Raw genomic sequence first — 14,753 nt, forward strand, 5'->3', positions numbered from 1 at the left:
CTCGTCCGCGGCGGCGTCCTAGTGGTCCCGGGAGGTCATGCGGGCGAGCCCAGCCGCTCCAGGCTCTCCAGCAGGTGCGCCCGCAGCACCGGCCAGGTGGGGTGCGCCCCTGCGGCGCCGGGGATGTTGGCGACCAGGACGGTCCCGCGGACGGTGGCCATCGCGATCTGGACGAAGTCGGCGAAGCCCGCGCGCCCGGCGTACGACGGCAGGACGGCGGCGGCGATGGCCTGGACCTCGCCCATGCCGCCGCACACGATCTCGGCGACGCGCTGGGCCAGGGCCGGCTCGGTGCGGGCGACGTTGAAGAGCTCGAGGACAGCCGGGGTGATCGGGAGGTGGTGGATCTCCCAGATCAGGTCGAGCAGCGCGCCGGCGCGCTCGTGCTCGGTGCCGACGTCCAAGCCGCGGGAGGCCGCGTCGGCGAGGAGCTGCTCGACCAGACGCACCATCGCCGCGTCGACCAGGGCGGCCTTGGTCGGGAAGTAGTGCTGCTGCGCTCCCTGGCTGACGCCGGCCCGCTCGGCGACGCGGCGGGTGGTCGTCGCGACGTACCCGTCCTCGGCGAGGCACTCGATGGTCGCGTCGAGGAGCCGCTCGGTGGTCGCGGCGCGGCGGTCGACCTGACGACGCGCCCGCGTCTCCCCCACCGTGCCCCCCACCGTGCCCGCTGCCGTGCCCGCCACCGCGCCCGCTGTCATGGCGCGATCGTGGCGCAGGTCTCGCGCACTTTGCAAGTCAGATGACTTGTCAAGTCGCCTGACTGGGAACTAGGTTCCCGGCTATGAAGGACTTCCGGGACAAGGTCGCCGCCGTCACGGGCGCGGGGTCGGGCATCGGCCGGGCGCTCGCGCTCCAGCTCGCCGCCGAGGGTGCGCGGGTCGCGATCAGCGACTGGGACGCCACCGGCCTCGCCGAGACCGCCGCCCTCTTGGAGGAGGCGGGCGCGACACCGCACAGCACCGTGCTCGACGTACGGGACCGGGCGGCGGTGCACGCGTGGGCCGACGCGGTCGCCGACCGCCTCGGCGGGGTGAACCTGGTCGTCAACAACGCCGGCATCACCATCTTCGGCACGGTCGAGGAGAGTCCCTACGAGGACATAGAGAAGGTCATCGACGTCGACTTCTGGGGCGTCGTGCACGGCACCAAGGCGTTCCTCCCCCACCTGATCGCCTCCGGCGACGGCCACGTCGTCAACGTCTCCAGCGTGTTCGGGCTGTTCGGCGTGCCGACGCAGAGCTCCTACAACGCCGCGAAGTTCGCGGTGCGCGGGTTCACCGAGGCACTGCGCCAGGAGATGCTCGTCGACGGCCACCCCGTCGGCGTCACCTGCGTCCACCCCGGCGGGATCCGGACCAATATCGTCAACAACGCGACGGCCAGCAACGCCGCCGACATCTCCGGCATCGCGCGGGTCTTCGAGGAGCGGCTGACCCGTACGTCGCCCGAGACCGCCGCGCGCACCATCCTGCGCGGCGTCCGCGCCCGCCGGCCCAAGGTGCTCATCGGCGCCGACGCCGTCGCGGTCGACCTCGTCGTGCGGGTCCTCGGGGCGGCGTACCAGCGACCGTTCGCGGCGGTGTCGCGCCGGTTGACCGCCTCGCTCCAGGCCCCCACCACCCGTCCCGTGGGCGCCGCCGCCCGGAAGAAGGCCTCCGCATGACCACCCACCTCGACTCCCCGATCGCGCTGCCCCACGGGCAGAAGCTCGCCAACCGGTTCATGAAGTCCGCGCTGAGCGAGTCGCTCGGCGACCGCGACGGCGGGCCGTCCGAGCGACTCGAGCGGCTCTACGGACGCTGGGCGGACGGCGGCTACGGCCTGGTCGTCACCGGCAACGTGATGATCGACCGGCGCCATCTCGGCGAGCCCGGCAACGTGGTGGTCGAGGACGACCGCCACCTCGACCGGCTGCGGACCTGGGCGTCCGGCTTCCAGGACGGCGGCACTCCGCTGTGGATGCAGGTCAACCACCCGGGCCGCCAGGCCAACGCCCTCGTCGGCCGCAACCGCCCGGTCGCGCCGAGCGCGATCCAGGCCAAGGTGCCCGGCGCCGTCAAGCCGCGCGCGCTCGAGGACGCCGAGATCCGCGAGATCGTCGACAGGTACGCCGCGGCGGCCGCCGTCGCCGAGCGGGCGGGCTTCGCGGGCGTGCAGATCCACGGCGCGCACGGCTACCTCGTCACCCAGTTCCTCTCCCCGCGCACCAACCAGCGCGACGACGCCTGGGGTGGCGACCCCGAGCGACGCCGGCGGTTCGTGCTCGAGGTGCTGCGCGCGATCCGCGCGACCACCTCCCGCGGCTTCGGGGTGGGGATCAAGCTCAACTCCGCCGACTTCCAGCGCGGCGGGTTCACCGAGGAGGAGTCGCGCGAGGTCGTCCGGTCCCTCGTCGCCGACGACATCGACCTGATCGAGATCAGCGGCGGCTCCTACGAGGCGCCCGCGATGATGGGCACCATGCGCGCCTCGACCGCCGCGCGCGAGGCCTACTTCCTCGAGTACGCCGCGTCGGTGCGCGATGTCGCCGGCGACGTACCCATCGCCGTGACGGGCGGCTTCCGCTCCGCCACGGCCATGGAGTCCGCCGTCGCGTCGGGCGACTGCGACATCGTCGGTCTGGGCCGCCCCACCTGCCTGCTGCCCGACGCGCCGCGCGCCATCCTGCGCGACGGACGCGCGACGCTGCCCACCGCGCGGGTGCAGGCCGGTCTCCGCCCGGTCCTCGGCAAGGTGGCCGACCTCAAGCAGCTCGACGGCGCGCTCGACCTGTCCTGGCACACCGACCAGCTGCACCGGCTGGGCGCCGGCAAGGAGCCCGACCCGGGCCGGTCGTGGGCCGAGGCCGCGCTGTGGCTGGGCCTGCGCAACGGACCGGGGGCGTTCCGCGCCCAGCGCGGCTGAGCCCCGGGTGGGTCAGGCTTCTCTCACGCCGACCAGTCGAGCAGGATCCCGCCCGCGGTGATCGCCACCCACCACCACACGAACGAGACGACCCCGAGCACGACGGTCCGCTTCGGGTGCGAGCTCCACCAGACGAAGCACAGCACGAACATCGCCAGCCAGGTCAGCAGCAGGACGACGACCGCCCACGCCGGCGCGAGCAGTCCCGCGGCGGCGTAAAGGAAGAACGACGAGACCAGCAGCACCAGGCCCACGAACGGCCATGGCGAGATCCGCTGACCGGAGGCAGGATCGATCGCCACCGGGCGGATCCGGCGGCGGCGGGAGAACGCCAACGGACTACTCGTCCTCGGTGCGGTCGTTCCACACCGGGTCCTCGTCCCACTCCTCGGTGCGCTCCGCTGCCTTCTCCAGCGCCCGCGCCGCCTCGGCCTGCGTCGGGTACGGGCCGAGGCGGTCCTTGTTGGGGCAGCCCTCGACGCCCTCGACCGTGTGGTGCTTGAGACAGAACCAGTACTCGGAGTCCGTGGACATGGTCCGAACCTACTCCAGCCGACCCGCCAGCCGCTCGACCCGCAGCACGTCGTACTCGTGCTCGGGATCGCCCGTCATCGCCGCCGCCAGCCGCAGGTGCGGCAGCGCCTCGCCGTACTTCGCCTGACGCTCCAGCGCCCGTCCGAGCGCATGCCTGCTCCACGCGTCGGCCGGGTCGTCGGCGACCAGGCCGGTCAGCTCGTCGGCTGCCTTCTGGAGCTGGGCGCGCATCAGGTAGGCCCACGCCCGCAGCGAGCGCAGCCCCCGGTTGTCGGGCTCCTTCTCCAGCGCGGGCTCGAGGACCTCGAGCGCCTCGCGCGGCGCCCGCCGGGAGAGGAAGTCGTGGGCGGTCCGGTAGGCCACCTCGTGGCGTGCGCTCGTGCCCGGGAAGATGATCGGCGGCAGCACCTTGATCTCGGGCATCTCGTCCATGTCGGCCTCAACTGTCCCGGAGGACCCCTTGTTCCCTAGAGTGTGCCGCGGACGGGCTGGCCGGGCGACCGCGTGATCCATCGCCGTGAGGCGTCGGATCCCGAGGAAAGTCCGGGCTCCACAGAGCAGGGTGGTGGGTAACACCCACCCGGGGTGACCCGCGGGACAGTGCCACAGAGAACAGACCGCCTCGCCCCTCGGGGCGAGGTAAGGGTGAAACGGTGGGGCAAGAGCCCACCAGTGCGCCGGGAGACCGGCACAGCTAGGCAAACCCCACCCGGAGCAAGACCAGACAGCACACGTTCGAGGGCGGCTCGTCCGAGTGTGCGGGTAGGTCGCTGGAGGCTGTCGGCAACGGCAGTCCTAGATGGATGGTCGCCCCCCTGGTGACAGGGGACAGAACCCGGCTTACAGGCCAGCCCGTCCCCCGCACCGCCACCAGTTGCGGACGGGTCGACGGCCGCGCAAGGGCATCCGGTCAGTTCGTCAGACGTCGGCGAGCCGTGGCGTCGAGCGCGACCGCGAGCAGGATCACGACGCCGAGGATGATGCGCTGGTAGATCGGGTCGATCTGGTTCAGGTTGAGTCCGTTGCCGATCATCGCGATGAACACCGCACCCACGACCGTGCGCCAGACGGCGCCGGACCCGCCTGCGATCGAGGTACCGCCGACGACCACCGCAGCGATCACGGTGAACACGAAGCCGAAGTCGTCCGTCGCCTGGGCGCTCATCCCCTGGGACGCGTTGACGAGGCCGGCGAAGCCGGCCGACGTGCCGACCAGCACCAGCGTCGCCGCCACGATTCCGCCGGTGCGGATGCCCGAGAGCCGGGCTGCGTCCGGGTTCGCGCCCGTGGCATACACATAGCGGCCCATCCTGCTCCGCGTGAGCAGGAACCAGGTGATACCGACGACCAGGGCAGCCAGCCAGGTTGCCGAGGTGACTCCGAGGATCTGCTTCGTCGCCAGGTCGCGGAACGCGGCATCGCCGGGGGTCAGGATCGCCTGATCGCTGACCAGGTAGCCGACGCCGAAGAACACGTACGAGGTGGCGAGCGTGGCGATGAACGAGTTCACCCTGAGAAGGACGACGAACGTCGCGTTGACGGCCCCGCAGAGCACACCACAGGTGAGCGCGACCAGAACGGCCAGCGGAATCGACCCCGTCTGGTTCTGGACCTGGATCGCGGCGAGCGGTGCGAGCACGTAGACCGCTGAGGCGCTGACGTCGAAGACTCCCGCGATCACAGCCAGGGTGAGGGGTGCCGCGACGATCAGGACCGTGGCCTGCTGGTCGAGCAGGTTCCGCAGATTGTCGGTTGTGGCGAAGCCGGGAGTCGTTACGGCCAGCACCGTGAAAAGGGCCAGGGTCGCCCACAGGACGCCGTACTGGGCACCGGCCCGCAGGCTCGGCAAGCCGCGGACCGCGCGTGGCGTTCGAGGGTTGATCGTCTCAGCGGTCATGACGTTCCTCCTGCATCGTTGCTGGGTGACCCACCGGCCGGCCTGTCGAAGGCGAGCGCGGCGATGTTGGCTTCGGTGATGTCCGGGCCGGCAAGCTGACCCGCGACGCGTCCGGTCCGCATCACCACGACGCGGTGAGCGAGCCCAAGGACCTCTTCCATCTCGGAGGAGACGACGAGGACGCCCAGCCCGCGTGACGCCAGATCCACGAGCACGTCGTAGATCTGCCGCTTTGCCTGGACGTCGACGCCGCGAGTCGGCTCGTCGGCGACCAGAAGCACCGGGTCGCCCGACAGCGCCTTGGCGAACAGCACCTTCTGCTGGTTCCCACCGGACAAGGTCGATACCGGCAGCGCCGGGTTAGCGGCCTTCACCCCCACCCGGGTGATCGCCGCTGCCACCAGCTCGCGTTCGCGCGCCCGGCTGATGCTCAGGCCCCGGGTGAGCTTCTTGAGCTGCGGCAACGACACATTGCCGTTGACCGAGGTCTCCAGGAGCAGACCGTGGGTCTTGCGGGACTCCGGGACGTAGGCGATGCCTGCGTCGACGGCCGCCCGGGGATGGCGGAACCGCTTGGTCGCCCCACACAGTCTGACCGTTCCGTGGTCCGCTCGGCGGTCGCCGACGATGCACTGCAGGACTTCGCTGCGGCCCGCGCCGACAAGACCGGTGATCACCACCACCTCACCAGGCCGGACCTCGAGGTCGATGCCGGCGAAGACGCCGTCTCGACCAAGATTCTCGACCTCGAGCAGTGGGGCGGCGGACGCTGGAAGCTGCTTGGCAGGGAACGCAGAAGCGAGAGAGCGACCGACCATCGCCTCGACGAGCGAATCCGCGGTGTGGTCGTCGGCCGGTGACGTGCTCACCAGTTGGCCGTCGCGCAACACCGTGACCCGGTCAGCGACCTGGAGTACCTCGTCGAGGAAGTGCGAGACGTACACGATGGTGGTGCCGCTCGCCGCGAGCTGACGCAGGATCGTGACCAGACCTTCTGCCTCGTGGCTTGCCAGCCGGGCAGTGGGCTCGTCCATCACGATCGCCTCAGCTCCCCGGGCCAGGGCACGCAAGATCTCGACCTTCTGCTGATCGGCTATCGACAGGTCCTGGACGCAGGCATCCGGCGGTACGGCGATCCCGGTCCGCTCGGTGAGCTCGGCGAACCAACGGCGCAGTAGACGCGTGCGTACCACCGGGCCGCGGTGCGGCTCAGAGCCGAGGTAGACGTTCTCCAGGACCGAGCGCGGCTCGACCAGCGCGAGCTCCTGCGCGACGATCGTGATCCCATGCCCCAGAGCGTCCCGGGGGCTCTGGAGATCGACTGTTCGCCCCTGGACCTGGACCGTGCCCCGGTCCGGCCGGTGCAGCCCAGCCATCACCTTGCCCAGGGTCGACTTGCCCGCGCCGTTCTCACCGACCAGCGCGTGAATCGTCCCCGCCTCGACGGTGATGTCCACGCCGCGGAGCGCATGGACCGCCCCGAACGACTTGTGGACATCGGTGAGCCGAAGGAACGGCACGGGCGTCGTCATCGGGTCAGCCCTTCCACTGCGGTGCGAACAGCGTGACGTTGTCCTGGGTGATCAGGCCACCGTTGGGCAGGTCCTCGGCCGTGTCGATGCCACCGGTCACGGTGCCGTCGGCCATGGCGGCGATCAACGCCTCGATGGCCTGGGTCCCTTCATCGCCCGGCACACCCGCCACGTCGCCGTACCAGGTTCCTGCCTTGATCGCTTCGATCGCCGGCTCCGATCCACCGACACCGATGACCTTCACGCCCTTCTTGCCGGCGTCGTCGAGCGCAAGGAGTGCTCCTCGGATCTGCTGGTCTCCGGTGCCGACGAGGACGTCGAACTCCGGGTGCGACTGGAGGATGTCCTGCACGGTCTTGCGAGGCTGATCGGTGCCGAGATAGCCGCCTTCGCCCTCCGCGATCACCTCGATGTCGGGGTTGCTCTCGATCGTGGCGTCGAAACCGGTGCGCTGGGCGCTGTCGAGAGGCGTGCCCTTGGCCCCGTAGAGGTAGACGACCCGACACGGCACGACCCCCTCACAGGCCGAGAGCGCGAGCTCGCCCATCCGCTCCCCCGTCTTGAGCGGCGGCGACAGCACCGACGCTGCGACGCCGGGGACCTGCGGCTCGGCAGTGTCGAGTTCCTTGCCGATGACCTGGTTGAGGACCACGACGTCGAGGCCGGCCTTGATCGCGTTCTCGAGAGCGGGCTGGACGCCGACGCCGTCGACCGAGGCGATCACGATCCCGTCGTACTTCTTCGCGCTGATGATGTCCTGGATCTGCTTCGACTGGAGCCCGGGCGTGAACTTGGCGTCGAACTCGGTGATGGTGACGTCACGCTCGTCGGCAACCTTCTGCATTGCCTCCCGCGACGAGGCCAGCCAGGTGTTCGCGGCGCTTGCCGACAGGTAGGCGACGTCGTACCCGTCCTTCCCGCTGGACGAATCGTTCGACACCGCGCACCCGGCGGCGGAGATGGACAACACCGTGAGCGCGGCGATGCTCCTGACGAACGAGGAGGTTCGGGTCGATTCCATGGTCTTCTCCCGGGGCTTCCAAGGGCTGGTTCCCTTGTCGTGACCCGCACCATAAAGTCGGTCAGGCACCGCTGTTCAGGTGCGATCCGCACACCCGAAGGCGCAGCCGGTGTGCGGTGCACACTCCGTACGACCGAAGCTGGGCGTCAGCCCAGGAGATGCGACACCCGACAGGCGAGCTGGACCGCGAGGCGCTGGTCCGGCTCGTCCAGGTCGACCGCGAGAAGGTCGCGGATACGCGCCACTCGCTTGATCACCGTGTTCCGATGGACCCCGAGGACCTCAGCGGTCACGGTGGGCGAGGACTCGTTGTCGAGGTACACCTCAAGGGTCTTGAGCAGCTCGTCCTCGCGACCAGCGGCAGTCAAGGGCCGGAGCAGGGTCGTCGCGAAGGCGCGGAACTCCTCCGATGCGTACCAGCCGACCAGAATCCGCTGGACGCCCATCTCGTCGACGTGCTTCACCGCCGTGCGCGTACCCCCGGCCTGCGCGATCGTGACGGCCTCCTGCGCCTCGCCGAGACTCTTCCGCAACCCGGGGATGCCCACGTACGGACGTCCGATCCCGGCATAGACACGCAACCCCGGCCGGTTGGAGGCGAAGGCACGCAGTGCAGCCGCGACAGCCTTGGTCGTGGTCGTGTACTGATCGGCAGGCGGTTCCTTCGACGCCGTGATCCACGTCGTCCAGCCGTCGGGACGCTCGACCAGGTGGTGGTCGAGCCCGATGTCGCCGAGCAGGTGGCGGATGTCGTCGGACATCGCGAGAAGCCGTTGCTGGTCGATCGGCCCGGCAGCGAGGACGTGGACCGCGGTGCACCAGCCGTCGACCTTCCAGCCGAGTGTGCCGATCTGCTCGACCAGGACCGCCTCGGGGAACTCAGCCGAGGCGATGACCGAGTTCAAGACACCCAGCCTGAACCGGGCGTCACGTTCCTGCTCCAACCGGTTGGCGATCAGTCTGGTCGCGATGTAGGTGCTGGCCAACTGCGTTCCGGTCGAGGCCGCCCGCCGCCAGGCCGACGTCGGGGAGCGACGCTGCGTGACCAGCCAGAACGTGGGCGCCTCCCCCGCTGCGAGCGCGACAGGTTGGATGACCGCTGCCCGGTCACCGACGACCCCGGTCGTCTGCACGGGAAGCCGGTCAGCCTCGGGTAGCGGATCGTCCAATGGCTCCCCAACCAGCACGACACCGTCGTACCCGACCAAGGAGGTCGCGGCGTCCAGGCAGCCGTCGATCGTGGCGAGCAGACCCTCCACGCCTTGGCGCTCGGTGACCCGACCGAGACGCTCGACCAGGTTGATGACCTGTTCCGCCAGCGTCCGCGCCGGCGCCAGCACCTGCTCACGCAGACCGTCCGCCAGCAGGACCGGATCTGCGTCGATCACGACCAGCGGGACTGCGACCTTGTTCGCCAGACGGCGACTGGCCAGGCCGATGTCGGACGCTGGCCGGACGACCACCAGCATCGACGCGCCGGTGTTGGCGGCCCACCGGAGCGCGAAGTCGACCTCGAAGGTGTCCTCGGTGAATCGAGTGCCGTCCAGGAGGACCACGCAGCCGGGAACGCCCTCGCCCTCCAGCTTGCCCGTCGGCGCGGTCAAGACCTGGCGGACCACCTTGACGAGGCCGCTGCCGCCACCGAGCACGTCCGCCGCAGCGAGCATCGGGAGCGCGACCAACTGGTGGCCCGTCAGGGCATCGGGGTCGCTCGCGCGATCGGCCATGTGGACAGTGTGCCGACCCCACGGGCCCGTCACTAGGGCAGTGCCCGCGTCAGGAACTCGACCAGGTTCTTCCCGGCCACCCGTGCGGCGAGATCTGCCCCGAGGCGTCGACCCAGAGCGGTCACCAGGCGAGGAAAGTCCGCGGGCCGCTCCAGACCGGGCGTCACCGGGATGTCCGAGGATGCCAGCAACCCGGTCAGAATCGGGTCGACGGTGGCGGCGACGTCGCCGATGAAGTCGGTCCCGAGACCCACCGCGTGCGCGCCCATCACCGAGACCGCGTGCTCGACGTGGTCGACGAAGTCGGACACCGTCGCCGGAGCCGTCTCGGCGAGGAAAGGCCCGAAGGCGTTCACAGCCACGAATCCGCCCTGCCGGGACAGGATCTCGAGCTGTGCGTCGCTGAGGTTGCGAGGATGCCCGCAGACCGCGCGGCACGACGAGTGCGACGCGATCATCGGCCGGGACGCGATCTCCACGAGGTGGAAGAAGCCGGCTTCCGACAGGTGCGAGACGTCGACGACCACCCCGCGGTCCTCCAGACAGCGCACGGTGTCGACCCCCAGCCCGGTCAGCCGCCCTCCGGTGTCGCGTTCGCCGACGCCGTCGGCCATCATCGTGCGGCGATTCCAGGTCAACGAACACATCCGCACGCCCTGACGCCAGAGCACGTCGACGAGCTCGACGCTCTGGCCGAACGGCTCCGCGCCCTCGATCGCGAGGACCAGAGCGATCCGGCCGGCCTCCAGCGTCTCGGTCAACTGCCGACTCGTGGTCACGATGGCGACATCCCCCGCGTGCGCGTCGGCGAGCCTGTGCGCCTCGTCGAGCATGAGCAGGCACCGGCGCAGCGCGCCCTCGCCGACGTACTGCTCCTCCGTGCAGACCGGGAGCACCTGCAACCCGACACCTCCGCTCCGCAGCTGCGGGAGCCAGAAGTCGCCGAACGGGTCCTGGTGACCGCGTTCGCGAAGGTGCCGCACCGCCATCAGCAGGTCGTTGTGGCAGTCCGCAACCATCGCAGTCATGGTGATCTCCGACGCTGATTCAGGTGACCATTCATCGAGCCAACGGCCCGGCCGCCTTGACTTGGACCCGTGAGGCCTCACCGGGCACATAGGTCAGTGGCACCTCGACCATCGAGGTGATCCGCACTGCCTCACGCGCGGCACCAGCCCGCACGGCAGCGTCGACGGCCAGTCCTCGGGCCTCCTCCAGGCAGGCCGCGCGTCCTCGGTCGCCGTAGCGGAACACGCGGTCGATCGAGCCAGACGCCTCCGCGATCGCCGCCCCGAACGCGTTCGCGACCGCATGATTCTCCGGGCGGACAACCTCGCTCACCCCACGCACGTGGTCCGCCACCAGGTGGCTGCCTCCGCCCACGGCGATCAGAGGCAGGCTCTCCCGACTGGCCTTCATGCGGTCCGCCATCGACTCGACCTGCTGGTCCACCCAGGCCATCGCCAGTCGGACGACAGCGTCGTCCAGGTCCCCGAGCAGCTCGCGGTCACCGAAGCCGTGCAGCCGACCGGCCGCGACCGAGAGATCGGAGAGGGTGAGCACCTGACCGCCGCGAACCCGCGCCTCCGTCACCACCCGGTAGCCCACCGAGTCGGGTCCCACGGTCACGTCGCCCCCCTGGTTGCGGACGACGCTGCCGCCGCCGAGACCGATGGAGATGAGGTCGGGCATCCTGAAGTTGGTGCGCACCCCGCCCACCTCGACTGCGGCGGTCGACTCGCGGGGGAAGCCGTCGACCAGGATGCCCACGTCGGCGGAGGTGCCGCCGACGTCGACCACGATCGCGTCAGCGATCCCGGCGAGCGAGCAGGCGCCCCGCATCGAGTTCGTCGGGCCGGACCCGAGCGTCAGGACGGGGAAGCGCACGGCCTCCTCCGAGGACATCAGGGTCCCGTCGTTCTGGGTGAGGTAGGAATCCACGTCGAGGCCGTTCTCCGCCAGCGCAGCGTGGAACCCGGCCACAACGCTCCGGGCGACCCCGAGCAATGAGGAGTTCAGGATCGTCGCGTTCTCACGCTCGAGCATCCCGAGCGCACCGACCTGGTGGCTCAAGGACACCGCGAAGTCCGAGCCGAGCTCCTCGGCCAGGATCTCGGCCGTCCGCAGCTCGTGGTCGTGGCTGGCCGGTGAGAAGGGCGCCGACACGGAGATGGCTCCGACTTCTCCGCCGCAGCTCGCGGCGAACCGCCGGACGGCGTCCTCGTCCAGCGGCGCGATCTCCGCGCCGTCGTACTCGTTGCCACCAGCGATCACCTCGCTCCGTGCGATGATCGCCTGGTGCAGGTCCTTGGGCCAGCCCGCTCCGGGTCGCACCCCTTGGGTTGCCGGCGCCGCGAGTCGCAGGACACCGACCCGGTCCAGGTCGCGGCGCTGGATGATCGCGTTGGCGGGATGAGTGGTCCCGAGCATGGCCTGGGAGATCAACGAGGGGTCCACCTCGCCCACGACCTTCGAGAGCGACGTCCTGATCCCGTCGAACGGGTCAGGGGTGGTCGCCGACTTCGTCGACGCCACGACCTTTCCGTCGTCGTCGACGATCGCTGCGTCGGTGTTCGTGCCTCCGACGTCGATGCCAATGCGCAGACTCATCAGTTGCCTCCGAAGTTCACGTAGTCGACGTCGTAGCCGAAGGCACGCGGCCCGACCACATCCAGGAATCCATCGCGGTGCCACTCCGACGCACAGGGGAGTCCGAGAACACGGACGCGCTGCCCGTAGGCGAGTGTCTCGGTGGTGATCGGCTCAGCCGTCTCATGGTCGAGCAGGCAGATCAGGTCGGGGGGTGTGATGACGGTGCGACCATCCTCGATCCCGAGGAGCAGTTCGTTCTGGATCTCGATCCGCATCGTCCGGGAAGTCTCGTCGAACGCCTCGATGACCACCGTGCCACGGGCGAAGCCCGTGGTGGTGCGTCGATCGAGGTCGATCACCTTGCCCTCGAACAGGGTGCGGCCCTCGGTGAACTTGTAGAAGGCCTCCCACGAGCCCGGCTCGTTCCGCTGGACAGCGAGCAAGAGGTCGCCGACCTTGATGGCGTACTCCATCGAGCCGACGATCGCCGCCTCCTTGAGCTGCCTGACGGTCATCGCGTAGAGCGCGATCGCGTTCGCGAGACCGAGCATCATGGCCGACCCCCGGACGAGCCTCTCGCCGACCTGGTTCGACGTCGCCTCGAAGGCGATCTTGTTGCCCTTCTCGTCAGCTAGACACATCGGGGAGGCGGACAGTCCGGCCAAGGTGAACGTGGTCATCTCGATCTGCGGGAATGCTCGCCGCATGCCGTCTGCGTCGACGCAGGGAAGGCCCAGCTCGGACGCGACCGTCAGCGGGATCAAGGTGTTCATCCCGCCGACCTCGACCGGCATGATCGCCTTGATCTCCTGCCCGAGGTACGACGAGAGTGCCTCGACGGCCGCGACGAACTCCGGACCGGACGGAACCTTCTCGATGATCACCGTCGGTGCACCGATGACCGCCACCGTCACCACCAGGTCGTCGTCATCCAGCTCGTCAGGCGCGACGACCCTGATCGGGCCGTTGTCCTCGATGGCCTGATGCGTCATCAGACGGGCGATGAACGGGTCACCGCCACCACCGGTCCCGAGCAGTGTTGCCCCGAGGGTGATTGCCTCGAGGTCGTCGATGTCTACCAAGCGCATAACGCCTCCTCCTGCTTCAGTTGGCTGGACAGTAGGACGGGGCTTGACCGCCCCACGATGTGCAGGACGCCTTGGCCCAGTCGGTGATCGTGTGCGGATCGCCACTCCGGTGCGTGCGGATACCCGGCCACGATGAGGCCTGTGAGCCCACTGACGGAAGACCCGGTCGAGACGTCCCTACTCGTGCTGAGCGGAGACGAGGTACGGCGGCTCGACCTGCCCAGCGTGATCACCTCACAGCGGACCGCGTTCCTCGGACTCAGTTCGGGCGAGGCACTTCTCGGACCGCGGGTGCTGCTTGCCGGGCCCGAGGACTCGATGGTCTTCTCCTACGCCGCGCGCACCCGAGTGGACAGCACGCCGGTAGCGAAGTTCGGCTGCGTCGCCCCAGCCAACGCCCGACGTGGGACGCCGGTCGTCTCGGCGGTCGTGTTGGCTCTGGACCCGGTCAACGGGCGCCCCGCAGCGGTCGTGAACGGCGAAGCGGTCACGGAGATCCGCACGGTGGCGACGTCCATGCTCGCCGCCGACGCGCTGACCGCGGCGGCGGATCGGATCACCGTGATCGGCTCGGGCACCCAGGGGCGGCTGCACGCGCGAGTCGCAGCGGAGCGCTTCCCATCTGCGGACCTGAGAATCTGCTCCCCACTCGACCGCACGCTGCCGGCCTTCGTCGACGAGCTGAGTGCGACGGGCGCGACGATCACGGCCGCGGAGTCGGTCCAGGAGGCAGTGGGCGGCGCCGATCTCGTGTTCACCTGCACGACCGCCCGACAGCCGATCCTGTACTGGCCGTGGGTCAGCCCGGGCGCCACGCTGATCTGCATCGGGGGGTTCGCCCCCGACAGATCCGAGGTCGACGTCGACACGGTAGCCCGCTCCCGAGTCGTCGTCGACGATCTCGCGACAGCCCAGACCCAAGCCGGTCCGATCGTGGCCGCGCTGGCTGCAGGGCGGCTGACGTCATCGCAGCTGACCGGCCTCGGCGATGTGCTGGCGACCGGGCGCTCACCACGAACAGAGGCCGAGGACGTCGTGCTCTTCAACAGCGTCGGACTCGGCATCCAGGACGCCGCACTCGTCGACCTCCTGCTCGAGCGCAGCCACGAAGAGGGCTGGGGATCGCCGGTCCGGCTCTGATCCGCAACGGGGTGCGACGACGGACGCCGGCGTCGTGCCGGATATTCGAGGAGAATCGATGAACCTGATGACCGACGAGCCAGTCTCCATCCGACTCCGCAGAGGCGGACACTCCCGCGATCTCGCACCCGAGACTCTCCTGGTCGTCGACCAAGGACCTCCGGGAACCGCCCGCCCGGTCCTGCTCGGCCCGATCCTGCCTGGAGGCAGTGCTCGCCTGGTCGTCCGGCCCTGTCCGACGGACCTCTCCCCGGAGAGCTTCTCGCGGTGGGGCGTCGAGGTCGGAGCTGCCGTCGTCGGCCATGTGGGCGATTG

General features: G+C 69.7%; 14 protein-coding genes and 1 other RNA gene. 4 read left to right on the forward strand and 11 right to left on the reverse strand.

Annotation, left to right across the window (positions count from 1 at the left end; all coding sequences use genetic code 11):
• Nucleotides 1–35 precede the first annotated feature (35 nt).
• Nucleotides 36–701: a helix-turn-helix domain-containing protein gene (locus RB608_RS17135; RefSeq protein WP_308089257.1), complete on the reverse strand. Its 666-nt coding sequence runs from the start codon at nucleotides 699–701 to the stop codon at nucleotides 36–38.
• 83 nt (nucleotides 702–784) lie between these two features.
• On the opposite strand from RB608_RS17135, the gene RB608_RS17140 reads away from it, so the two are divergent.
• Both RB608_RS17140 and RB608_RS17145 read left to right on the forward strand, forming a co-directional pair.
• Complete coding sequence (locus RB608_RS17140; protein WP_308089258.1) at nucleotides 785–1,666, forward strand: SDR family NAD(P)-dependent oxidoreductase; 882 nt, start codon at nucleotides 785–787, stop codon at nucleotides 1,664–1,666.
• A complete protein-coding gene (locus tag RB608_RS17145) occupies nucleotides 1,663–2,907 on the forward strand; it encodes an NADH:flavin oxidoreductase/NADH oxidase family protein (protein ID WP_308089259.1) in 1,245 nt (414 codons plus the stop codon). The genes RB608_RS17140 and RB608_RS17145 overlap by 4 nt, the downstream gene beginning before the upstream one ends.
• A gap of 23 nt (nucleotides 2,908–2,930) precedes the next feature.
• Here RB608_RS17145 and RB608_RS17150 read toward each other — a convergent pair whose 3' ends face one another.
• Genes RB608_RS17150 through RB608_RS17160 form a run of 3 tightly spaced genes read right to left on the reverse strand, consistent with a single transcriptional unit; the run spans nucleotide 2,931 to nucleotide 3,873 of the window.
• Nucleotides 2,931–3,209, reverse strand: coding sequence for a hypothetical protein (locus RB608_RS17150; RefSeq protein ID WP_308089260.1), 279 nt, complete (start codon nucleotides 3,207–3,209; stop codon nucleotides 2,931–2,933).
• A gap of 37 nt (nucleotides 3,210–3,246) precedes the next feature.
• On the reverse strand, nucleotides 3,247–3,441 hold the full coding sequence (locus RB608_RS17155; RefSeq protein WP_308089261.1) for a hypothetical protein: 195 nt from the start codon (nucleotides 3,439–3,441) through the stop codon (nucleotides 3,247–3,249).
• Between the two features lie 9 nt (nucleotides 3,442–3,450).
• The gene (locus RB608_RS17160; protein ID WP_308089262.1) at nucleotides 3,451–3,873 is read right to left on the reverse strand and encodes a tetratricopeptide repeat protein; all 423 of its coding nucleotides are present in this window, start codon (nucleotides 3,871–3,873) and stop codon (nucleotides 3,451–3,453) included.
• A gap of 52 nt (nucleotides 3,874–3,925) precedes the next feature.
• Here RB608_RS17160 and rnpB point away from each other — a divergent pair.
• An RNA gene (gene rnpB, locus RB608_RS17165) (RNase P RNA component class A) lies at nucleotides 3,926–4,300 on the forward strand.
• A gap of 51 nt (nucleotides 4,301–4,351) precedes the next feature.
• Here the strand turns inward: rnpB and RB608_RS17170 are convergent.
• The 7 genes from RB608_RS17170 to RB608_RS17200 all read right to left on the reverse strand — a co-directional run bounded on the left by RB608_RS17170 (nucleotide 4,352) and on the right by RB608_RS17200 (nucleotide 13,298).
• Nucleotides 4,352–5,338, reverse strand: a complete 987-nt coding sequence (locus tag RB608_RS17170; RefSeq protein WP_308089263.1) for an ABC transporter permease — start codon at nucleotides 5,336–5,338, stop codon at nucleotides 4,352–4,354.
• Nucleotides 5,335–6,870, reverse strand: a complete 1,536-nt coding sequence (locus RB608_RS17175; protein ID WP_308089264.1) for a sugar ABC transporter ATP-binding protein — start codon at nucleotides 6,868–6,870, stop codon at nucleotides 5,335–5,337. The genes RB608_RS17170 and RB608_RS17175 overlap by 4 nt, the downstream gene beginning before the upstream one ends.
• 4 nt (nucleotides 6,871–6,874) lie before the next feature.
• Nucleotides 6,875–7,891, reverse strand: coding sequence for a sugar ABC transporter substrate-binding protein (locus tag RB608_RS17180; RefSeq protein ID WP_308089265.1), 1,017 nt, complete (start codon nucleotides 7,889–7,891; stop codon nucleotides 6,875–6,877).
• Nucleotides 7,892–8,037: 146 nt separating this feature from the next.
• A complete protein-coding gene (locus RB608_RS17185) occupies nucleotides 8,038–9,618 on the reverse strand; it encodes a helix-turn-helix domain-containing protein (protein WP_308089266.1) in 1,581 nt (526 codons plus the stop codon).
• A 32-nt stretch (nucleotides 9,619–9,650) separates the two neighbouring features.
• On the reverse strand, nucleotides 9,651–10,646 hold the full coding sequence (locus tag RB608_RS17190) for a membrane dipeptidase (protein ID WP_308089267.1): 996 nt from the start codon (nucleotides 10,644–10,646) through the stop codon (nucleotides 9,651–9,653).
• 31 nt (nucleotides 10,647–10,677) lie between these two features.
• Nucleotides 10,678–12,228, reverse strand: a complete 1,551-nt coding sequence (locus RB608_RS17195) for a hydantoinase/oxoprolinase family protein (protein ID WP_308089268.1) — start codon at nucleotides 12,226–12,228, stop codon at nucleotides 10,678–10,680.
• Nucleotides 12,228–13,298 carry a DUF917 domain-containing protein gene (locus tag RB608_RS17200; RefSeq protein WP_308089269.1) on the reverse strand — a complete coding sequence of 357 codons (1,071 nt, stop codon included), beginning with the start codon at nucleotides 13,296–13,298 and terminating at the stop codon, nucleotides 12,228–12,230. The genes RB608_RS17195 and RB608_RS17200 overlap by 1 nt, the downstream gene beginning before the upstream one ends.
• A gap of 141 nt (nucleotides 13,299–13,439) precedes the next feature.
• Here RB608_RS17200 and RB608_RS17205 point away from each other — a divergent pair, with 141 nt between their 5' ends.
• Nucleotides 13,440–14,438, forward strand: coding sequence for a hypothetical protein (locus RB608_RS17205; RefSeq protein ID WP_308089270.1), 999 nt, complete (start codon nucleotides 13,440–13,442; stop codon nucleotides 14,436–14,438).
• Nucleotides 14,439–14,753: the final 315 nt, after the last annotated feature.

Origin of the sequence: Nocardioides sp. LHD-245 (assembly GCF_030929495.1) — a bacterium.
Taxonomy (GTDB): domain Bacteria; phylum Actinomycetota; class Actinomycetes; order Propionibacteriales; family Nocardioidaceae; genus Nocardioides.